18 protein-coding genes and 2 pseudogenes are annotated in these 20,644 nt (G+C 72.0%); 9 read left to right on the forward strand and 11 right to left on the reverse strand.

Going from position 1 to position 20,644, the window contains the following annotated elements; translation table 11 throughout:
• Positions 1-110: 110 nt before the first annotated feature.
• The 5 genes and pseudogenes from HPY23_RS06500 to HPY23_RS06520 all read right to left on the reverse strand — a co-directional run.
• Positions 111-539: pseudogene (locus tag HPY23_RS06500) on the reverse strand (ABC transporter substrate-binding protein); the annotation flags it as partial.
• 360 nt (positions 540-899) lie between these two features.
• Positions 900-1,973, reverse strand: a complete 1,074-nt coding sequence (locus HPY23_RS06505) for a branched-chain amino acid ABC transporter permease (protein WP_091883129.1) — start codon at positions 1,971-1,973, stop codon at positions 900-902.
• Complete coding sequence (locus HPY23_RS06510) at positions 1,973-2,866, reverse strand: branched-chain amino acid ABC transporter permease (RefSeq protein ID WP_091745244.1); 894 nt, start codon at positions 2,864-2,866, stop codon at positions 1,973-1,975. Before HPY23_RS06510 ends, HPY23_RS06505 begins: the two co-directional genes overlap by 1 nt.
• A gap of 27 nt (positions 2,867-2,893) precedes the next feature.
• Positions 2,894-4,828: a long-chain fatty acid--CoA ligase gene (locus HPY23_RS06515; RefSeq protein ID WP_091883126.1), complete on the reverse strand. Its 1,935-nt coding sequence runs from the start codon at positions 4,826-4,828 to the stop codon at positions 2,894-2,896.
• Positions 4,825-5,634: an ABC transporter ATP-binding protein gene (locus tag HPY23_RS06520; RefSeq protein ID WP_060845420.1), complete on the reverse strand. Its 810-nt coding sequence runs from the start codon at positions 5,632-5,634 to the stop codon at positions 4,825-4,827. Before HPY23_RS06520 ends, HPY23_RS06515 begins: the two co-directional genes overlap by 4 nt.
• A 191-nt stretch (positions 5,635-5,825) precedes the next feature.
• Between HPY23_RS06520 and HPY23_RS06525 the strand changes: the two genes are divergently transcribed.
• Together HPY23_RS06525 and HPY23_RS06530 are read left to right on the forward strand one after the other, a co-directional pair.
• Entirely contained in the window at positions 5,826-6,515 is a 690-nt protein-coding gene (locus tag HPY23_RS06525; protein WP_091883123.1) for a TetR/AcrR family transcriptional regulator, read from the forward strand.
• Positions 6,516-6,720: 205 nt separating this feature from the next.
• The gene (locus HPY23_RS06530; RefSeq protein WP_091883121.1) at positions 6,721-8,397 is read left to right on the forward strand and encodes a methyl-accepting chemotaxis protein; all 1,677 of its coding nucleotides are present in this window, start codon (positions 6,721-6,723) and stop codon (positions 8,395-8,397) included.
• A gap of 80 nt (positions 8,398-8,477) precedes the next feature.
• Here the strand turns inward: HPY23_RS06530 and HPY23_RS06535 are convergent, their stop codons facing one another.
• Positions 8,478-9,665, reverse strand: coding sequence for a phenylacetate--CoA ligase family protein (locus HPY23_RS06535; protein WP_091883117.1), 1,188 nt, complete (start codon positions 9,663-9,665; stop codon positions 8,478-8,480).
• A 257-nt stretch (positions 9,666-9,922) separates the two neighbouring features.
• Here HPY23_RS06535 and HPY23_RS06540 point away from each other — a divergent pair, with 257 nt between their 5' ends.
• Complete coding sequence (locus HPY23_RS06540; RefSeq protein ID WP_091883280.1) at positions 9,923-10,792, forward strand: AraC family transcriptional regulator; 870 nt, start codon at positions 9,923-9,925, stop codon at positions 10,790-10,792.
• 201 nt (positions 10,793-10,993) lie between these two features.
• Positions 10,994-11,629: an isochorismate family cysteine hydrolase YcaC gene (ycaC, locus tag HPY23_RS06545; protein WP_091883114.1), complete on the forward strand. Its 636-nt coding sequence runs from the start codon at positions 10,994-10,996 to the stop codon at positions 11,627-11,629.
• 39 nt (positions 11,630-11,668) lie between these two features.
• Here the strand turns inward: ycaC and HPY23_RS06550 are convergent, their stop codons facing one another.
• Together HPY23_RS06550 and HPY23_RS06555 are read right to left on the reverse strand one after the other, a co-directional pair.
• Positions 11,669-12,607, reverse strand: coding sequence for a DMT family transporter (locus HPY23_RS06550; protein ID WP_236012773.1), 939 nt, complete (start codon positions 12,605-12,607; stop codon positions 11,669-11,671).
• 86 nt (positions 12,608-12,693) lie between these two features.
• Positions 12,694-12,924, reverse strand: a complete 231-nt coding sequence (locus HPY23_RS06555; RefSeq protein WP_091883111.1) for a DUF1127 domain-containing protein — start codon at positions 12,922-12,924, stop codon at positions 12,694-12,696.
• 123 nt (positions 12,925-13,047) lie between these two features.
• Here HPY23_RS06555 and gcvA point away from each other — a divergent pair, with 123 nt between their 5' ends.
• Complete coding sequence (gcvA, locus tag HPY23_RS06560) at positions 13,048-13,989, forward strand: transcriptional regulator GcvA (protein ID WP_060845414.1); 942 nt, start codon at positions 13,048-13,050, stop codon at positions 13,987-13,989.
• Here gcvA and HPY23_RS06565 read toward each other — a convergent pair.
• Positions 13,958-14,131, reverse strand: coding sequence for a hypothetical protein (locus HPY23_RS06565; RefSeq protein WP_167543869.1), 174 nt, complete (start codon positions 14,129-14,131; stop codon positions 13,958-13,960). The genes gcvA and HPY23_RS06565 overlap by 32 nt on opposite strands.
• A gap of 138 nt (positions 14,132-14,269) precedes the next feature.
• Positions 14,270-15,166, reverse strand: a complete 897-nt coding sequence (locus HPY23_RS06570; protein WP_091883108.1) for a LysR substrate-binding domain-containing protein — start codon at positions 15,164-15,166, stop codon at positions 14,270-14,272.
• A 108-nt stretch (positions 15,167-15,274) separates the two neighbouring features.
• Here HPY23_RS06570 and HPY23_RS06575 point away from each other — a divergent pair, with 108 nt between their 5' ends.
• The 3 genes from HPY23_RS06575 (at position 15,275) to HPY23_RS06585 (ending at position 17,943) form a co-directional block, all read left to right on the forward strand.
• Positions 15,275-16,069: an SDR family NAD(P)-dependent oxidoreductase gene (locus HPY23_RS06575; protein WP_060845412.1), complete on the forward strand. Its 795-nt coding sequence runs from the start codon at positions 15,275-15,277 to the stop codon at positions 16,067-16,069.
• A gap of 93 nt (positions 16,070-16,162) precedes the next feature.
• The gene (locus HPY23_RS06580) at positions 16,163-16,930 is read left to right on the forward strand and encodes an endonuclease/exonuclease/phosphatase family protein (protein WP_091883105.1); all 768 of its coding nucleotides are present in this window, start codon (positions 16,163-16,165) and stop codon (positions 16,928-16,930) included.
• On the forward strand, positions 16,927-17,943 hold the full coding sequence (locus HPY23_RS06585) for a lysylphosphatidylglycerol synthase transmembrane domain-containing protein (protein WP_091883102.1): 1,017 nt from the start codon (positions 16,927-16,929) through the stop codon (positions 17,941-17,943). Before HPY23_RS06580 ends, HPY23_RS06585 begins: the two co-directional genes overlap by 4 nt.
• Here the strand turns inward: HPY23_RS06585 and HPY23_RS06590 are convergent.
• The gene (locus HPY23_RS06590) at positions 17,897-19,366 is read right to left on the reverse strand and encodes a phospholipase D-like domain-containing protein (RefSeq protein WP_091883099.1); all 1,470 of its coding nucleotides are present in this window, start codon (positions 19,364-19,366) and stop codon (positions 17,897-17,899) included. The two genes, HPY23_RS06585 and HPY23_RS06590, sit on opposite strands and share 47 nt — an antisense overlap.
• Positions 19,367-19,564: 198 nt before the next feature.
• Here HPY23_RS06590 and HPY23_RS06595 point away from each other — a divergent pair.
• Positions 19,565-20,644: pseudogene (locus HPY23_RS06595) on the forward strand (hypothetical protein); the annotation flags it as partial.

Raw genomic sequence — 20,644 nt, forward strand, 5'->3', positions numbered from 1 at the left:
CCGATCTACGGCCCCTGGCGGTACTACGGGATGCCGCTATCAACCCTGGAGGCCGATTTGGAGGCGGGGCTACTGTGAGCCCCTATCAACCCCGAATGACGAAGAACCAAGAAGTTGTAGGGCGCCGCCTTGGCCTTGCCGCTGGCGCCGGTCGGGTCGCTGACCTGCGCGGCGTAGGAGCCGGAGATGTAGGGGATCTCGTCCTTGGTGACGAAGGCGGAGAGGGCCTCGGTGTCGGCGGTGCCCCAGCCCTGGATCGCCGCGACCTTGTCGCGTCCGCCGGTCCACTTCTTGTAGAGCGCGACGGCGCGCGGCACCTGGTAGCCGTAATCGACCGACTCGACGTTCATCTTCTCGCCCTTGATGCCGCCCTTGCGGTTCACGTAGGCGAGGGCATCGGCCACCCCTTGCGCGTAGGGCACGCCGACGTCGGAGGTGGCGCCGCTCTGGTCGGCGAGGTGGCCGATCGGGATCTCGGCGGCGAGGGCGGGCACGGCCAGGGCGAGGATTGCGGCCGAGGCGAGGGACAGGCGAAGCATGGGTGATGTTTCCTCCGGTAGGTGGGCTGGTTCGCCAGCCTCGTCGGTGAATTCAGAATTCGTGGACCGGATTGATCGGTCCTATCCCACCCGCGACCTCATCCTGAGGTGCGAGCGAAGCGAGCCTCGAAGGAGGGCTCCAGATGTCTCGAAGCTTGCTGGAGCCCTCCTTCGAGGCCGCTACGCGGCACCTCAGGATGAGGTCGCGGGTGGGATAAGAGGGATGCTCACGGCGCTGCCGCCCCAGGTCAAGACAAGGTCTAGAGCATTTTCCGACGAAGTGATGCCGGCTCGTCGAAGAAAACGCGACAAAACAATGACTTAGAGACCTTCGCGATTGCAACGCGATCGTGAAGCGCTCTAGTGCGAGAACGGATACAGCTTCCAGTACGCCTTGATCTGGCGCCAGCGATGGGCGAGCCCGTTGGGCTCGAACATCAGGAAGAGTACGATCACCAGCCCGATCGCCATCTCGCGCAGGAAGGACAGGTTGTCCTTGAGCGAGAGCGCGCGGTCGAGGGCGGAGCCGCGGACCGCATCGGTGATCCAGCCCATCGCTTCGGGCACCAGCACCATGAAGGCGGTGCCCATCAGCGTGCCCATGATCGAGCCGAGGCCCCCGATGATGATCATGCCGAGGAACTGGATCGAGAGCAGGATGCCGAAGCCCTCGACCGAGACAAATTGGAGGTAATGGGCGTAGAGCGCGCCGCCGATGCCGGCGAAGAAGGCCGAGAGGCCGAAGGACAGGGTGCGGTAGCGGGTGAGGTTGATCCCCATCATCTCCGCCGAGAGGTAGTGGTCGCGCACCGCCACCAGCGCCCGGCCGTCGCGGGAGCGCATCAGGTTGGTGGCGAGCACGAAGGTCAGCACCAGGTAGGCGAGCACCACGTAGAAGTAGCGGTGGTCGGTGTCGAAACTGAACCCGAGGATCGAGAAGGGGTCCGCCGCCGTACCGGCGACGCCCCCGGTGAACCAGTTCGCCCGGGCGAAGAAGTCCTGCAGGATGTACTGCGCCGCGAGCGTCGCGATAGCGAGGTAGAGGCCCTTGAGCCGGGCCGCCGGCAGGCCGAAGATCAGGCCGACCGCGGTCGTCATCACGCCGGCGAGCGGGATCGCGAAGAAGACGGGAATCCCGTAGTTGTTCGACAGCCAGGCGGAGGCGAAGGCGCCGAAGCCGAAGAAGGCCGCGTGCCCGATCGAGATCTGCCCGGTGAAGCCGACCAGGATGTTGAGGCCCAACGCCGCGACCGCGAAGTAGCCGATCTGGATCAGCAGGCTCAGCCAGTAGCGGTCCAGCACCAGGGGGGCGCAGCAGAGCAGCGCCAGCCCCGCCCAGACCGCGTAGCGGCTGCCGGCGGTGGGGAAGATGGTGGTGTCGGCGGCGTACGTGGTGCGGTAGTCGCCGGCGGGGATCAGGCTCTGGGTCGCCATCAGACGCGCTCGATGTCGCGGGTGCCGAACAGGCCGTAGGGCTTGATCATCAGGATCACCACCAGGACGTAGAAAGGAACGATCTCGTAGAGGTTGCCCCAGTGCAGGTACTGGCCGTCGACGTATTGCGCGACGTTCTCCAGCACCCCGATGACGAGGCCGCCGATGACCGCGCCGACGACCGAGTCGAGCCCGCCGAGGATGACGGCCGGAAACACCTTGATGCCGTAGAGCGACAGGGCGGACGACACGCCGTTGACGATGCCGACCACGATGCCGGCGACCGACGACACCACCGCCGAGATCGCCCAGGCGAGCGCGAAGACGTTGCGCACCGAGATGCCGAGGGATTGGGCCACCTGCTGGTTGAAGGCGGTGGCCCGCATGGCGAGCCCGTGCTTCGAATACTGGAAGAACCAGGCGAAGCCCGCCATCATGGCGACGGAGATGCCGAGGCTCATCAGGTACACGGTCTGGATCTCGAGCCCGAGGAACGACACCGACTGGGTCTGGAAGATCGGCGGGAAGGGCTGGGCGAAGACGCCGAACAGCCACTTGCACAGGGCCTGGAAGAAGATCGACAGGCCGATCGTCACCATGATGACCGAGATGATCGGCTCGCCGATCAGGGGTCTCAGCACCACCACCTGGATGGCGATGCCGAAGACCAGCATGAACGCGAAGGTGATCCCCATGCCGACGAGGAACGGCAGCTGGTAGGTGGTGAGCAGCCACCAGCACACCCAGGCGCCGATCAGCAGGAACTCGCCCTGCGCGAAGTTCACGACCTGGCTCGCCTTGTAGATCAGCACGAAGCTCATCGCGACCACGCCGTAGAGGGCGCCGACGATCAGCCCGTTGACCACGAGCTGGAGCAGGAGATGGGTGTTCATGGGCGCGAGCCCCTTCTCAAGCGAGCCCTATTCGGCGGCGGCGAGGATGGCGGGGGCCGCCGTGAGGTCGATCACCGGCAGGGTGGTGCGGATGCGCTGGGTCGTGCCGTCCTGGAACCGGATCACCGTATCGACCCGGTAGCTCGGCGCGCCGGCATAGATCGTGTCGATCAGGTCGGCGTATTTCTCGTTGATCACGCCGCGGCGGACCTTGCGGGTGCGGGTCAATTCGCCGTCGTCGGCGTCGAGCTCCTTGTAGAGGAGCACGAACTTGGCGACGCGCTGCACGTCGGTGAGCCCGGCATTGACCTTCTCGACCTCACGGCGGATCAGCTCGATCACCGCAGGCTTCGAGGCGAGGTCGGAATAGGTCGTGAAGGCGATGCGGTTCTTCTCGGCCCACTTCGCCACCACCGCGTAGCGGATGCAGACCAGCGCCGCCAGGTACTCGCGCCCGGCGCCCAGGATCACGGCCTCGGCCACGTAGGGCGAGAACTTCAGCTTGTTCTCGATGTATTGCGGCGAGAAACGTTCGCCGTGGATGTTGACGGCGAGGTCCTTGATCCGGTCGATGACGACGAGCTCGCCCTTCCTGTCGACGTAACCGGCGTCCCCGGTGTGCATCCAGCCGTCGCGCACGTCGCTCGGGGTGTCGGGACCGGCCTTGTAGTAGCCGTGGAACATGTTGGCGTGGCGCGCCAGCACCTCGCCGATGCCGTTACGGTCGGGGTCGAGCACCCGGATCTCGATGCTGTCGTCGAACGGCACGCCGACCGTGTCGAAATCGACCGTCTTCCCCCGGTGCAGGGTGTAGGCGCCGAGCGTCTCGGTCTGGCCGTAGAGCTGGCGCAAGGGCACGCCCATGGCGCGAAAGAACCGGAACGTGTCGGGGCCGAGCGCCGCGCCGCCGGTCGCGGCGGACGTGAGCCGCGTGAAGCCGAGCCGGTCGCGGAGCGCCCGGAACAGCAGGGCCTCGGCGGCCGCGGAGTGCGTGCCCTGGTCGAGGGCCGCGAGCCCCATCTTCATGCCGCGCTCGTAGAGGGCGCGCTTGAAGGGAGAGGCGTCCATCATCCGGGCACGCACGTCGGCGGCGACCGCCTCCCAGACCCGGGGAGCGAACAGCACGAAGGTCGGGGCGATCTCCCGGAAATCGTGCATGAGCGTGTCGGCATCCTCGACGAAGTTGACCTTCATGCGAGAGAGGAGCGCCTGGCCGAGCGCGTAGACCTGCTCCATGATCCAGGGCAGCGGCAGCACCGAGACGTAGTCGTCCTGCGGCCCCTTCGGGTCGGCGGCGAGGTAGCGGGCGCAGTGGCGCAGGACCCGCCCGCCGCTCAGCATCGCGAGCTTCGGCCGCGCCGTGGTGCCCGACGTGGTGCAGAGGATCGCCACCGCCTCGGCATCGGTGGCGTCGACCATGCGGTCGTAGAGGCCGGGATCGGCGGCGTGCATCGCCTCGCCGCGGGCGGCGAGCGCGTCGGCCGAGATCAGCCGGGGATCGTCGTACTTGCGCATCCCGCGGGGGTCGCAATACACGATATGGCGCAAGCTCGGCACCTGATCGGCGAGGTTCAGGAGCTTGTCGACCTGCTCCTCATCCTCGGCGATCACCGCCTTCACCTCGGCGAAGGCCAGCAGATACTGGACCTCGTCCTCGAGCGCGTCGCGGTAGAGGCCGAGCGACAGGGCGCCGAGAGCGTGGGCGGCGATCTCGCCGGCCACCCAGTCGGGCCGGTTGTCGCCGATGAGCCCGACGACGTCGCCGCCGTCGATGCCGAGATCGGACAGGCCGAGCGCGAAGGCGCGGGTGCGGGCGTGGTACTCGCCCCACGTCGTCGGGCGCCACAGCCCGAAGATCTTTTCGCGGAGCGCCACCTCGTCCGGATGCGCGGCGGCGTTGCGGCGCAGCAGCTTCGGGAAGGTGTCGGCGGCTTGCGCGATCGCAGCGAAATCGGTCGTCACGACGCGGCCCTCGCGGGTTCGAGGGTTGCGGGCTCGTCGTCATCCTCGCCGAGATAGGCCTTGCGGACGTGCGGATCGGCGAGCACCGCCTCGGGGCGGCCAAGCGCGATGCGGCGGCCGAAATCGAGCACCATGACGCGGTGCGAGATGTCCATGACCACGCCCATGTCGTGCTCGATCATCACGACGGTCATGCCGAACTCCTCGTTGAGGTCGACGATGTAGCGGGCCATGTCCTCCTTCTCCTCGAGGTTCATGCCGGCCATCGGTTCGTCGAGGAGGATCAGCTTGGGCTCGAGCGCCATGGCGCGGGCGAGTTCCACCCGCTTGCGCAAGCCGTAGGAGAGGGTGCCGGCCGGCGCCTTGCGGTAGGCCTGGAGGTCGAGGAAATCGACGATCTCCTCCACCCGGCGGCGATGCGCCAGTTCCTCGCTCCGCACCCCCGGCAGCCAGTAGAGCGAGCCGGTGACGAAGTTGTTGCGCATCAGGTGGTGGCGCCCGACCAGGATGTTGTCGAGCACGCTCATGTGGTGGAACAGCGCGAGGTTCTGGAAGGTCCGGCCGATGCCGAGCTTCGGGCGCTGGTTCGGCGTCGCCTTCGTGATGTCGCGGCCGTCGAGCAGGATCTGGCCCTCGGACGGCTTGTAGCGGCCCGAGATGCAATTGATCATCGAGGTCTTGCCGGCGCCGTTGGGGCCGATGATCGAAAAGAGCTCGCCCTTCTCGACCGCGAAGCTGACATCCGTCAGCGCCTTCACGCCGCCGAAGCGCAACGAGATCTGGCGAACCGCAAGGGTTTCCGCCACGCCTGACCCTCCCTGGGATGGCGGCCGCGCTCGTGTCCGGCGCCGCTCTGCCTGTGGCGGATGCCCGGTATGCGTCCGGGTCATTCGCCTTGAAAATACGTTCGACTGTTTTTTTCCGAGCGTCAAGTGCTACACTGGCGCGACGAAAGTCGAGGGGCGGTCAGCCCCGCGAGGGCAGGATCAAGGGCAGCATGGCGCGTATCGCAGGCTCGTCGGGACCGCGGACCGAGGAGGCCATCCGGCGGGCGGGGCTCAGCCTCATCGCCACCCACGGCTACGCCGCGATGAGCCTGCGCCAGCTCGCGGCCGAGGTCGGCATCCAGCAGGGCTCGCTCTACAACTACTTCCGCAACAAGCAGGAATTCCTGTTCGACCTCATCCGCGGCCACATGCTCGATCTGCACGCCGCGCTCGATGCGGCGCTGCTGGCGGAGGGCAGCGCGGAAGCGCGACTGACCCGGTTCACCGAGTTCCACGTCGCCTACCACGTCGCGCGGCCGCAGGAGGTGTTCATCTGCTACTCGGAGCTGCGCAGCCTCGAGCCCGACAACCTCGCCGCCGTGGTGGCGATGCGGCGCGACTACGAGCGCAAGCTCGGCGACATCCTGGACCACGGCCGCGCCACCGGCGAGTTCCGCCTCGCCGATACCCGCATGGCGACGCTCGCCATCCTCGCCATGCTGTCGGGCATCTGCACCTGGTACAAGCCGGGCGGGCGCCTCTCGACCGACGGGCTGCAGCAGATCTTCACCGGCATGGTCCTGGCGCTCGCCCATGGCGAGACGCAGGCGCTCGCCCATGGCGCGATGCAGGGCGAGGTCGCGGAGCCCGTCGCGGTGCCGGTGCGCCGACGCGGGCCCCTGCGGGCCGGGGTCGGGTAGGCCGCCGCATCGTCTATCGACCGTGCAGCCGGCGACGCCGGACCGCGCGAGCGGCCGCATCTCCGCATAGGCTGCCGCAGCGGCAAGATTTCGGCGAGCATCCGAACGTCGCCACAAGAGCTAACAATATAAACCAGGTCTTCACTTCCCGACCTCTATTTCCCGGCGGACATCCGGCAGGGTCCGGATCCGGAGTGGCCGCCCCATGTTCGTGCTCACCCTTCCCCGCAAGTTCGCGCTGCTGATCGCGCTCGCCGCCACGAGCCTGGTCGCCTTGGGCGGGATCGCGCTCAACCATCAGTACGAGGCGATGCTGGCGCAGCGCATCGAGCGCCTGTCGCTCATCACCGAGGCCGCCGCCAACCTCGTCGAGCGCTACCGGCAGAAGGCGGTCAAGGGCGAGATCACCGAGGCGGCGGCCCGCGAGGCCGCGCTCGCCGACATCGCCGCGATGCGGCACGGGCGCGACAACTACCTGTTCGTGAACGACAGCGCCGGCACGGTGATCGCGCATCCGGCCGCCAAGGTGGTCGGTCGCAACCTCATGGGCGTGACCGACCCGACGGGGTTCCGCTACGTCGCAGACGTGATGCCGCGAGCCAAGCGCGACGGCGCGGCGACCTTCCGCTACACCTGGATTCCCGAGGGCGAGACCGCGGCGGTGCCGAAGATCGGGCTCTTCCGCCTCTACGCGCCCTACGATTTCTACATCGGGACCAGCGACTACGTCAGCGACCTGCGGGCGATGGTCGTCGCCCAGGCCGAGCGCCTCGCCCTCGCGGCCCTCGTCATCGTGCTCGTCCTCGGCGGCGCCTCGCTGATGATCGTCCGCTCGATCGTGCGGCCGATGGAGCGCCTGCGCGCCGCGATGACCGCGCTGTCGGAGGGACGCACCGACCTCGCGGTGCCGGAGACCGGGCGGCGCGACGAGGTCGGGGCGATGGCCCGCACCGTGCTGGTCTTCCGCGACAACGCGATCGAGCGCGAGCGGCTGCGGGGCGAGAGCGACGCCGAGGAGCTGCGGCGGATGCGCCGCGCCGCCGCGCTCGACGCGCTGATCCGGGGCTTCGAGGACGCGATCACCGGCGTGGTCGGGACCGTGGCGACCGCCGTGCGGGACCTGCGCGGCACCGCCGAGACCATGACGGCGACCGCCCGCGAGACCGCCGTGCAATCCACCACCGCGGCGACCGCCGCCGAGCAGGCCTCGTCGAATGTCGGCACCGTGGCGGTGGCGGCCGAGGAGCTCGGCGCCTCGGTCCAGGAGATCGGCCGCCAGGTCGACAGCTCGGCCCGGCTGGCGCGATCCGCCGTCGCGGAGGCCGGGCAGACCGCCCATCAGGTCCGGGCGCTGACCGAGGCCACCGCCCGCATCGGCGACGTCGTCGGGCTGATCTCGTCGATCGCCGCGCAGACCAATCTCTTGGCGCTCAACGCCACCATCGAGGCCGCCCGCGCGGGGGCCGCCGGCCGCGGCTTTGCCGTGGTGGCCGCGGAAGTGAAGGAGCTCGCCGGCCAGACCGCGAAGGCGACGGAAGAAATCACCTCGCAGATCGCCGCGATCCAGGCCTCGACCGGGCAGGCGGCCGGCGCGATCGGGACGATCACCGCGCGGATCGAGGAGATCTCCGGCGTCGCGACCTCGATCGCCGCGGCGGTCGAGGAGCAGGGCGCGGCGACCCAGGAGATCGTCCGCAACATCGCGCAGGCGGCGGACGGCACCGGCGAGGTCACCGGCAACATCGCCGGGGTGGCGGGCGCCGCCGAGGCGACGGGAGCGGCCGCCTCCCGGGTCCTCGCCTCGGCCTCCGATCTGTCGCGCCAGTCCGAGGCCATCTCGGCGGAGGTCGATCGCTTCCTGGCCCAGGTCCGGGCGGCCTGACGCCCCACGCGGGAGTGGACGGCCGCCCAAGCCCGGCGGCCCCAAGCCCGGCGGCCGCCCGAGCCCGGCCGCCCCTGCCCTCAGCCCACCGGCCGCTCGTCGGCGATGACCTTGCCGTCGTTCGGCAGGCTGCCGGGGGCCACGACCTCGACGGTGCCGCGCAGCTTCGTCACCGCCCGCAGGGTCTCGGACACCGCCTCCGCCAGGGCGGTGTCCGTGCTCCCGGCCTCGGCCCGCAGCGTCATGGCGTCGGCCTCGCCGGCCCGGGTCACCACCAGGCGCAGGCGGCCGAGCTCGGGGTGGCGGCGGGCGATCTCGGCGACCTGCTCGGGGCGCACGAACATGCCCTTCACCTTGGCGGCCTGGTCGGCCCGGCCCATCCAGCCGCGGATGCGGGCGCCGCCCGGCAGGGCCGCCGTGAGGTCGCCGAGCGCGTAGCGGATCAGCGGCCGGTCGAGGTCGAGCACCGTGACGACGATCTCGCCGACCTCGCCCTCCGGCACCGGATCGCCGGTGCCGGGGCGCACGATCTCGAGGATCAGCCCGTCGGCGACGAGGAGACCCGGCTCTCCCGGCGTCTCGTAGGCGATGAAGCCGACATCGGCGGTCGCGTAGGCTTGGGCGGCGGCGATGCCGCGCTCCCGGAACTCGGCCTGCAGCGAGGGCGGGAAGGCGGCGCCCGAGACCAGCGCCTTGGTGAGCGACGACACGTCCCGCCCGGCCGTCTGGCCCGAATCGAGCAGCACCTTGAGGAAGTCCGGCGTGCCGACGTAGCCGGCGGGCCGGTAGGCCTCGATCAGGTCGAGCTGCTGCTCGGTGTTGCCGGGCCCGGCCGGGATCACCGCGCAGCCGAGCGCCCGGGCGGCGGTGTCGAAGATGAAGCCGCCCGGCGTGAGGTGGTAGCCGAAGGTGTTGAGGACGACCTCGCCGGCCCGGAAACCCGCGGCCCTGAGCGCGGGCGCACCGCCCCACGGATCCTCGCCCGACCGCTGCGGCTCGAAGATCGGCCCCGGCGAGGTGAACAGGCGGGCAAATCCCCCGGCCGCCCCCGGCACGAAGCCGCCGAAGGGCAGGGCCTCGCGCTGGCGCGCCGGCATCTCGCCCTTGCGCAGCACCGGCAGGCGGGCGAGCGCGGCGCGGTCGGTGACGGCGGCGGGGTCGATGCCGGCGAGGTGCGTGGCGTAGGCCGGGGCCTTCAGGGCGGCTGCGAGGGCGGCCGGAAGGCGCGCGAACAGCGCGGCGGGGTCCCGGGTCTCGGTATCGGGCATGAAGGGGCGTCCTCCCGGAGATGAGCCCGCGCGTTGGCCGCGCGGTGCGTCAGGATCGATGGGGCCAGGCTGTTTCGTCGGAGCGCGGGCATTCGCGCCGGGCGGGCCGCCGCGACGCGCGCGACGATGGCCGTCCCGGCCGCATCCTACGACAGCGTGGGCGATCTCGACAGTCGGTCTCGGGGGAACGCCCGCCGGGGCGCCGCCCGCAAGACCGGTCAGGACGGACGGGGCTCGGCTCCGGCATGGTGATCGGCATGGACCGACCGCCCACCCCCGACCTCGTCGCCGACACCCTCGCCTGGATCGAGGGCCGGCTCGACGAGCGCCTGACGCTCGCGCGCCTCGCCGACCGGGCGGGGCTCTCGCCCTACCACTTCTCGCGCCTGTTCACCGCCCGGATGGGTCTCGCGCCGATGGCGCATGTCCGCGCGCGCCGCCTGGTGCGGGCGGCCCGGCGCCTCGCCGCCGAGCCCGGCCTGCGGCTCGTCGACCTCGCCCTCGAATCCGGCTTCGAATCCCAGGAAGCCTTCACCCGCGCCTTCGGGCGCCACTTCGGCACCAGCCCCGGCCGGTTCCGCCGCGGCCTCGCCCCACCCGACGGAGATCCACCGATGCCGCATCCCGCCGAGCGCTCCCGCGCCGTCGCCCGCCTGCCCGGCCTCGTCACCCGCGATGCCTTCACGGTCGCCGGCCCGACCCGGCGCTTCGATCCGGCGACCGCCGCGACCATCCCGGACCTGTGGTCGCGCCTGATCCGAGCCCTGCCGTTCGTCGACGGGCAGGTGCCGAGCTGGTCCACCTACGGCGTCGTCTGGAGCGTCGACCGGCAGGAGGGCAGCTTCGACTACATGGCCGGCGTCGGTGTGCGGGCGGACGGCCCCCTGCCCGCGGGCTTCGTGCGGAAAACCATCCTGGCGGCGACCTACGCGGTCTTTCGCATCACCCTCGACGGCACCGCCCTGCCCCCTCAGGTGAAGGGCGCCATGGCGACGATCTGGGGCGAGCTGATCCCGGCCTCGGGGCTCGCGGTGGCCGACAGCCCGGATTTCGAGCTCTACGACGGCCGCTTCGCCCCCGACCGGCCGGGGACCGTCATCAACGTGCACGTGCCCGTCATGGCGTGAGGCGGCTCGCGATCGGCGCGGCGGCCGCCCCTTGCCGCCCATGCCCTTGCCGCCCATGCCCTTGCCGCCCATGCCCTTGCCGCCCATGATCGACATCTTGGAAACGATCGGTTTCGATCGTTTCTATTTTCAAACAGAAACAGCGGGGACACACTGCCTCCATCGACACCGCGCCGCCGGGCGCCCCGATGGAGACGTTCGATGAGCAAGCCGTACAATCGCCTCGACCTCGACCAGGCCGTCGTCCTCCTGGTCGACCATCAGGCCGGCCTGATGTCGCTGGTGCGCGACATCGATCCCGACCGGTTCAAGAACAACGTGCTGGCGGTGGCCGACCTCGCCGCCTACTTCGAGCTCCCGACCATCCTCACCACCAGCTTCGAGGACGGCCCGAACGGCCCGATCATGCCGGAGCTGAAGGCGAAGTTCCCGGACGCGCCGTTCATCGCCCGCCCGGGCCAGATCAACGCCTGGGACAACCCCGATTTCGTCGCCGCCGTGAAGGCGACGGGGCGCAAGCAGCTCGTCATCGCGGGCGTCGTCACCGAGGTCTGCGTCGCCTTCGTGGCCCTGTCGGCGATCGCGGAGGGCTACGAGGTCTTCGCCGTCACGGACGCCTCCGGCACCTTCAACCCGCTGGTGCGCGACGGAGCCTGGAACCGGATGTCGGCGGCCGGCGTGCAGCTGGTGAACTGGTTCGCGGTCGCCTGCGAGCTGCACCGCGACTGGCGCCGGGACGTCGAGGGACTGGCGACGCTGCTCGGCGACCACATCCCGGACTACCGCAACCTGATGACGAGCTACGCCGCCCTGCGGCCGCGGGCCCCCGGCGCCTGATCCGGCGCGTAGCCGGGACCGCGTCCGGCGGAGCCGAGGTCACGACCTCCCGGGCACGGCCTCCGCCTTCCGCCAGCGCAGCAAGCGCCCGTCGATCGCCACCAGACCGGCGCCGATCAGCGCCATGCCGAGGAGCTGGCGTCCCACCACCGGCTCGCCCAGCACCAGGGCGCCGAGGATGAGCGCCGAGACCGGGATCAGGAAGGTGACGAGCATCAGGTTCGTCGCCCCGGCGCTCGCCAGCAGGCGGAAGAAGATCACGTAGGCCAAGGCGGTCGAGAGCGCGGCGAGGCCGACGACCGCCGCGACTACCGGGACGGGGGGCAGCGCCAGGGTCCAGGGCCGGTCGACCACGAGGGCGACGGGCAGCAGCAGGGCGGTCGCGGCCGTCACCTGGCCGGCGGCGGCCGCGAGCGGCGGGATGCCCATGCGCTTGAACCGCCGCCCGTAGATTCCGGCAAAGGCGTAGGAGAGGGCCGCGAGCAGGATCGCGCCCTGCGCCAAGAACTCCGCGCCGAGGCCGGCGAGCAGCGAGGGCCCGATCATCACGGCGACGCCCGCGAGACCCGCCAGCACGCCGGCGAGGCGGTGGGCCGTCAGGCGCTCGTCGGTGGTGAGGAGATGCGCCACCACCACGCCGAAGAGCGGCGTCGTGGCGTTGAGGATCGCCGCGAGGCCCGAGGCGATGTGGGTCTGGCCCCAGGCGATGAGGCAGAACGGCACCGCGTTGTTGAGGAAGGCCGCCCCCAGGAAGGCGCGCCAGGTCGCGGCACCCCGCGGCATCGGCAGGCCCCGCAGCCGCAGCACCGCGGCGAGGATCACGGCCGCGAGGCCGACGCGCAGGACCACCAGGGTGAGGGGCGGCAGCGCCGACAGGGCGACCCCGACGAAGAAGAACGAGCCTCCCCACAGGACCGAGAGGCCGAGGAGCAGGCCCCATTCGGCGGAGGTCATCGGGCGGTTGGCGACGGTCTGCATCGAATTCTCCGGGCGAGGACGCCCCACCTTGGCGCACGGGATGCCTCAGCGGCATCCCGGTCCTTGCGGTGCAATCCGCCCGGCGCTCAATCGCGCCAGAACGGCTTGTCCGCCTCGCGCATCGCGTCGGCCCGCGACAGGCCGACATCCTTGAGGAGCCCGTCGGGGCAGGCCATCAGGGCGCGGCGCTCGCGGCGGCGGTCGGCCCAGAGCTCGAGCCGTTCGATGAGCGCGACGGGGTCGCGCCGGCGCGCCGGCGCGAGGCGGAGGGTGGGAACGAGGCGCAGGTTTCCTCGGCCAGCGACGAGGCTCGTCATGGCTCTCTCCAGGTCGGACGATCGGGTTCGTGAGGGAGAGATTGCCTTTCGGGCACCGCGCGCGCAAACCAGATCGCCTCGTCCTTCGCCTCAGGAAATCTGGGCCAGCGGGAGATCTGCACCATGGCTCTCGATCTCGGACCCCGCCGCCGCCTGCCGCCGCTCAACGCCGTGCGGGCCTTCGAGGCCGCCTCGCGCCACGCGACCTTCCACGAGGCCGGGGACGAGCTCGGGGTCAGCGCCGGAGCGGTGGCCCAGCAGGTGAAGATCCTGGAGGGCTGGTTCGGCCTTCCCCTGTTCCGCCGCCTGCCGAGCCGCGGCGTCGCCCTGACGCCGGCCGGCCAGCGCTTCGCGGCCGCCGCCGGCGAGGTCCTGGACCAGCTCGCCGAGGCGAGCGCCCGGCTGCAGCGCCTGGGCCGGGACCACGTGCTCACGGTGAGCACCACCCATTCCTTCGCCAGCCTGTGGCTGATCCCGCGCATCGGCAGCTTCCGCGCGCGGCATCCCGACCTCGACGTGCGGGTGGTCGCCAACAACCGCCTGGTCGATTTCGCCCGCGACGACGCGGACCTGGCGATCCGGCACGGGCGCGGCCGCTATCCGGGCCTACGCTCCGACCTCCTGATGCACGACGTGGTGTTTCCGGTCTGCAGTCCGCATCTTCGCGACGGCTCGCCGCCGCTGCGCACGCCCGAGGACCTGGCGCGCCACACCCTGCTGCACGACGACGACCCGATCGACCTCGAGGCGGTGGGCTGGCCGCAATGGCTCGCCGCCGCCGGGGTTCCCGGCATCGACGCCTCGCGCGGCCCCCGCTTCACCCACACCTTCATGGTGCTGCAATGCGCCACCGCCGGCGGCGGGGTCGGCCTCGCCACGCGGGTGCTCGGGGGCGACCTCGTCGCCGGCATCGGGCAGGGCGCGACCGGCCTGGTGCGGCCCTTCCCCGACGAGGTGGCGAGCCCCTACGGCTTCTTCCTCGTCACGCCGACCGAGACCGACGCCCCGAAGGTGGCCTCGTTCCGCGCATGGATCACCGCGCAGGCGGAGGAGTGGGGCCGGTGAGGGCGGGCGCCTTTGCGTCGCCCGACCACGAGACGCCGCGCCCGTCGCCGAGCAGGATCCAGGTGCCGGGATCGGGCTGCGGCCGGCCGGGCAGCAGGCCGCGCAGGGCGGCGGCGAGGCGAGAGAACCAGGACGACATCATCGAACGCGACTCCGCGGCGGCAAGGCGGCAGCAGGGGGGTCCCCCGGATGGAGCAAGCGTTGTGCCGCGCCAACCCGACCGGTTCCATGATCGGGCGTCCCGATTCCTTGACCCCGCGTCCGCGGCGGTCGCCGCCGGTCAGTCCCGCAGGGCGGCGTGCGCGGCGAGGAAATCGACGAAGCAGCGGATGCGCCGGGACAGCCGCTCCTGCCCGGCATAGAGCGCGTGGATGTCCTCGGCGTCGCCGGGGCTGAAGGCTTCCAGCACCGGCACGAGGCGGCCGGCCAGGAGATCGTCCTCGACGTGGAAGCGGGCGAGGCGGGCGAGCCCCGCCCCGCCGAGCGCCATCCGCCGCGCCACCTCGCCGGAATTGCCCAGGAAGTTGCCGCGCACCGGCCGCTGCGACACCGCCCCGTCGACGAGGAACGGCCAGGTGTCGAGGGAGCGGCGGAAGCTGAAGGCGAGGCAGTTGTGGTCGGCGAGGGCGTCCGGATGGGCGGGCGTGCCGGCCCGCGCGAGATAGGCCGGCGAGGCCACCACCGCGAGGCGGCTGCGGCCGAGGCGCCTGGCCCGCAGGCTCGTGTCGCGCAAGGGGCCGATGCGGATCGCCACGTCGGCCCGGGCCTCGACGAGATCGACCACGTCGTCGGTGAGGGCGAGGTCGACCCGCATCCTGGGATGCTCGGCGAGGAAGCGCGGCAGCACCGGCAGGATCACCTTCGTGCCGAACGGCACCGAGGCGTTGACCCGCAGGAGGCCGGTCGGCACCGCGGCCTCGCGGCCGAACCCGTCCTCGATCGCGGCGAACTCGGCGATCAGCTCGGCGGCCCGGCGCAGGTAGAGCTCGCCCTCCGGCGTCAGGGTCATCGACCGGGTGGTGCGCCGGATCAGGGCGACGCCGAGGCGCGCCTCCAGCCGCGCCACCGCCCGGCTCACCGCCGAGGGCGTGCGCCGCAGCGCCTTGGCGGCGGCCGCGAAGCTGGCGCGCCGCGCCACCTCGACGAAGGCCTCCATCTCGCCCAGGCGGTTGTCCATGGCCGGTCCATTGGTGCGTCCGATGCACGAGTATCGTGCCGGCCCGCGCGCTGGTCATCAATCGCCGGCATCGTCATCTCGGGGTCTTCTTGCACGGAGACCACAGCCATGGACCTCAGGATCGGCGGCCGGACCGCCCTCGTCACCGGTGCCACCGCGGGCATCGGGCTCGCCATCGCCCGCCGCCTGGCGGCGGAGGGCGCCACGGTGGTGCTGCCCGGACGCAACCGGGACAAGCTCGACGCGGCGGCGCGATCGATCGCGGCCGAGCCCGGCGCGACGCCGCCCCGCACGGTGCAGGCCGACCCGGCGACCGCCGAGGGCGCGGCGGCGCTGATCGCGGCGGTGCCGGAGGTGGACATCCTCGTCAACAACCTCGGCATCTACGAATCGAAGGCCTTCGAGGCGATCACCGACGCGGACTGGCACCGCCTGTTCGAGGTCAACGTGGTCTCGGGGGCGCGGCTCGCCCAGGCCTACTTCCCCGGCATGCTGGCGCGGAACTCCGGACGGATCGTGTTCGTGTCGAGCGAATCCGGCCTCGTGCCGCCGCCCGACATGCTGCACTACGCGGTGTCGAAGACCGCCCAGCTCACCATCGCGCGGGGCCTGGCGCAGCGCACGCGGGGCACCGGCGTGACGGTGAATTCCGTGCTACCCGGCCCGACCCGCTCGGAGGGCATCGTCGACTTCCTGAAGAGCGTCGCCTCCGATCCGGACGCCCCGGCGGCGGCGCTCGAAGAAGAATTCTTCCGGGTCCACCGCCCGCTCTCGCTGCTCGCCCGGATGATCGAGCCCGACGAGATCGCCGGCCTCGTCGCCTACCTGGCGAGCCCGCTCGCCGCCGCCACCAACGGCGCGAGCCTGCGGGTCGAGGGCGGGATCGTGCCGACCATCGCCTGAGCACGCCCGCGGCGTAAAGCGTGGCCGTACCGGCGAAACCGGGTGCAGGCTCGGCCGTTGAGGGGAATGCCCGCTACGGAAGGCCCCGCCCGGTTGCTCCGCGTCCTCACCTACAACGTCCGCCGCTGCCTCGGCGGCGACGGCCGCATCGACCCGGCGCGCATCGCCGCGGTGATCGCCGCCTGCCGGGCCGACGTGGTGGCGCTCCAGGAGCTCGATGTCGGGCGCGCCCGCTCCGGCGGGATCGACCAGGCGGAGGCGATCGCCGCCCGGCTCGGGATGCGCTCGCACTTCCACCCGGCGCTGCGGGTGATGGAGGAGCTCTACGGCGACGCGATCCTGACCGCCCTCCCCTGCCGGCTGGTGCGGGCGGAGGGGCTGCCGGAACGGGCCGGCCGCGAGCCGCGCGGCGCGCTCTGGGCGGCCGTCGCCGTCGGCGACGCCGAGGTGCAGGTCGTCACGACCCATCTCGGCCTCGGCCGGCACGAGCGGGCGGCGCAGACCGACGCGCTCCTCGGCCCGCGCTTCCTCGGCGATCCGGCCTGCCGCGATCCCGTGGTGCTGCTCGGCGACTTCAACGCCCTGCCGGGCTCGGCCGTCCACCGCCGCCTCTCGGAGCGCCTGCCCGACGCGGAGGGCAGCGTCCGCCGGGCCTGGGCCCGGCCGACCTTCCCGGCCCGCCTGCCGCTCCTGCGCATCGACCACGTCTTCGTCAGCCGCGGCGTCGCGGTGCGGGAGGTGCGCCGGGTCCAGGGCCGGCTCGCCCGGACCGCCTCCGACCACCTGCCCCTCGTCGCCGACCTCGACCTCGCGCCCGCCGTCGCGCCCCGCCACACCGCGCTCCGGGAGGAACCCGCGTGACGACCCCACACGACCACGACACGCGCGACAAGACCTCCGGTCGGCGCCGGTTCTGGACCATCCTCGCCACGCTCGTCAGCGTCGTGCTCGGCGGCTACCTGCTCTACCGCACGCTGTCCGGCTACAGCCCGGGCCAGCTCGTCGATGCGGTGCGGGCCGTGCCGGCGAGCCGGCTCCTCGCGGCCGGAGGCTTTGCCGCCGCGAGCTATCTCTGCCTCACCGGCATCGACTGGCTGGCCTTGCGCGCCGCCGGCACGCCCCTGCCCTACCGGCGGGTGGCGCTCGCCGCCTTCATCAGCCTCTCGCTCGGCCACAGCATCGGGTTCGCGGGCCTCAGCAGCGGGGCGATCCGCTACCGCTTCTACACCCGCTGGGGGCTCGGCACCGCGGACGTCGCCAAGGCGGTCCTGTTCTGCGGCGTCACCGTGGCGGTCGGCCTGATGGCGCTCGGCGCAGTCGCGGTGCTGGTCCATCCGGGCCTCGCCCGGGAGGTGACGGGGCTCGGCACCGGCGCCGTCCTGGCGGCGGGGCTGGCCTGCGCGGCTTTCGTCGCGGGCTATCTCGGCCTCGCCGCCTGGTGGCGCAAGCCGCTCACCTTCCGGCGCTGGTCGATCGAGATGCCGCCGCTGCCGCTCGCCGCCGCGCAGGTGGCCCTGGGGGCCGTCAACTTCGCCCTGGTCTCGGCCTGCCTGCACCAGGTGCTCATGGCGGTCTCCGACGTCGGCTACCTCGCCGTCGCCTCGGTCTTCGTCATCGCCAACGCGGCGGTGCTCATCACCCACGTCCCCGGCGGCGTCGGGGTGATCGAGAGCGTGGTCGTGCACCTGCTGCCGAAGACCGACGTCATCGGCCCGCTGATCGCGTTCCGGTGCATCTACTTCCTCGTCCCGCTGGCGCTCGGCCTCGTCGCCTTCGCGGCGACCGAGGCGGTGTTCCGGTGGCGGGATGCGGGGAGGGCGGGCGCCGCTACCCCGTCCCGAACGGCCGCTCAGGGTCGAGCAGCTCGGAGCTGACCAGGGGGTCGAGCAGGCCCTCCTCCTCCGGCACCTCGCAGACCCGCAGGCTGCGGGGACCGCCCATGTGGCGCCGGATCGCCGCGATCAGGCCGTCCCGCTCGGCGGCCTCCGCCAGCACCTCGGGCGCGACGCCCAAATGCTCGGCCGCCAAGCGGTCGCGCAAGGACAGAATCGCCCGGCGCTCCTCGGGGGTCCGGGCCTCGACCGCGAGGTCGCACTCGGTGTCGAGGGCGACCGAGCGGTTGTTGAGGTTCGAGGAGCCGATGCGCAGGAACCCGTCGTCGACGATGACGAGCTTGGCGTGGACCTCGATCTCGCAATCCCCGGCCTCGTCGGTCTCGTCGGCGCCCTGCGCACCCGGCACCACCGGGTAGGCGACGAGCAGGCGCCCGAAGCGGTCGACCGCGCGCAGGCGGCGCAGCACCCGGTCGCGCGGCGTGCCCATGGCGACACGCTCGGTGAAGTTGTGCGAGCGGCGCGTGATCACCACGACGATCTCCGGCCCCTCCTCCGCCGTGAGGTGGGCGGCGAGCGCGTCGGCGACGAAGTCGGCGGTGAGGTACTGCGCCTCAAGGTAGAGGGTCTTCCGCGCGGCAGCGAGCGACGCGGCGGTGAGCGCCGCCGCCTCCTCGACCGAGGGCTCGTCGCCCTGGAGCGGCATGGTGCGGGCGACGGCGACGGGCATGTCGGTGAAGAGCGGCGCCAGATCCGGCGGCCAGACCGGCGCGGCGCCGCGCACGGGCTCCAGCACCTCGCCGGTCGCGGCGCGCCAGCGCTCGCGGGCGATCTCGCCGAGCCGCGCCGCGGCCTCGCCGTCCACCGCCATCTGCAGGTCGTGGACCGGCGGATAGAGTTCCCCGTCGGGGTTCGTGCGCAAGGGGTCGCCGGCTTCGTGGGCCGGGGTGTCCCAGCGCCCGACCGTCAGGTCGATGCCGCCCGCAAACGCGATGCGGTCGTCGATGCAGACGAGCTTCTGGTGGTGGGCGGCGTAGAGCGGGTGATGGGTGTCGAGGCGCAGCTCGACCCGCGGATGGGATTCCCACTCGGCCCCGAACAGGAGCGGCAGAGCCGCGCCCGGCCCGTGCAGGGTGGCGACGCTCCAGACCAGCACCCGCACCTGGAGGTCCGGCCGCCGCGCCGCGAGGTCGCGCAGGAGCGGCCCGAGCGGGGGCGATTCCTCCGGGGACGCGTCGTGGCGCAGGCGGATGCGCCCGTCGAAGTCCCAGCCGACGATCAGGATCGAGGATTGCGCCTGGCGCAGGGCCTCCTCCAGCCGGGCGAAATACTCGGCGGAATCGACCATCACGGCGACCCGCTCGGCCCGCGCCACGCACCAGCAGGTGCGGCCGGGCTGAAACAGGGTCTCGCGCGCGGGCGCGAGGGCCGCGGGTTCGCCGGTCACGGGGTGCTCGTCGCTCATCGGGCCTGTCCGGTCATGAGACGCTCGTTCCCTCCTGCACGCCAAACGGTGTCGAGTGCCGGAACGGCAAGCGGAGCCATCCGTTCCGCATGCCGGCCGCCCACGGGCGATTCCGCCTGCCCGGCCGCCCCCCGGTTCCCAGCGCCGGCCCGCCTCCCTACCTTTGCCGTCGGCAGGCCGGAGGCGATCACCGTTTCGATGCGCAGGACGCTCTCATTCACCGAACGCGACATCCTGCGCAACTGCGGGCACGCCTCCTTCCACGACGGCGCGGGCGACCTGGCGAACGGCCAGGTGCTCGACGTCGAGACGGATGGGGACGGCTACCTCGAGGGCGACGTCGAGAGCCGCAGCGGAAAGACGGTGTACAACGTCTCGATCGAGGTCGAGAGGACGGGCCGCGATACCGTCATCCGCGGGCTCTGCACCTGCCGGGACCGCACCAATTGCCGGCACGTCGCGGCGGTGCTGCTCGGGGCGTTCCGGGGCACCGCCCTGCGCCCCCCGCCCCCGCCGACCCCCGAGACGCGGGCGGCCCGGCTGCTCCAGCTCCGGGACTGCGCCGACCCCGAGGCCCTGCCGGAGGAGCTGGAACGCTGGATCCAGAGCCTCGACCGCGCCCGCCGGACCGGCAGCGAGACGTTTCCGCCCGAGATCGACCGGCGCCTGATCTACGTCCTCCTGGCCCTGCCCGGCCGCGGCGGCACGGCCTCCCGCCTCGGCGTCGCGCCGATGCAGGCCCGGATCCTGAAGAGCGGGGCGCTATCGGCCAAGGCCCGCCCGGTCGAACCCTACGGCGTCGTCCACGCGGCGACCCCGAGTGCCTACCTGCGCCCGTCGGACCTGCGCATCCTCAAGGCCCTCGCCGGGCGGGAGCGCGAGGCCGAGGGCGAGGCGCCGCCGGCCTATCCGCTGCTCGATCGCACCGGCGCCGAGATCCTGGAGCGGGTCCTGGCGACCGGCCGGGCCCGGTTCGGGACCGTGCTGGGACCGGCCCTGGCGGCGGGCCCGCCCCGGCCCGGCCGGATCGACTGGGTCGAGGGCGAGGAGACCCTGACGCCCCACCCGCGCCTCGCGGACGGGGACGGCACGGGCCGAGGGACAGACCAAGAGACCTGCGAAGCGACGGACGACGCGACGGTCCTGGCGCTCGCCGCTCAGCCGCCGGCCTATCTCGACCCGGAGGCCGGGCTCGTCGGGCCGATCGAGGTCGGGATGCCGCCCTACCTCGCCGCCGCCCTCCTGGCGGCGCCGGCCGTGCCGGCGGCCTCGGCGCAG

The organism is Methylobacterium ajmalii, from assembly GCF_016613415.1.
GTDB lineage: Bacteria > Pseudomonadota > Alphaproteobacteria > Rhizobiales > Beijerinckiaceae > Methylobacterium > Methylobacterium ajmalii.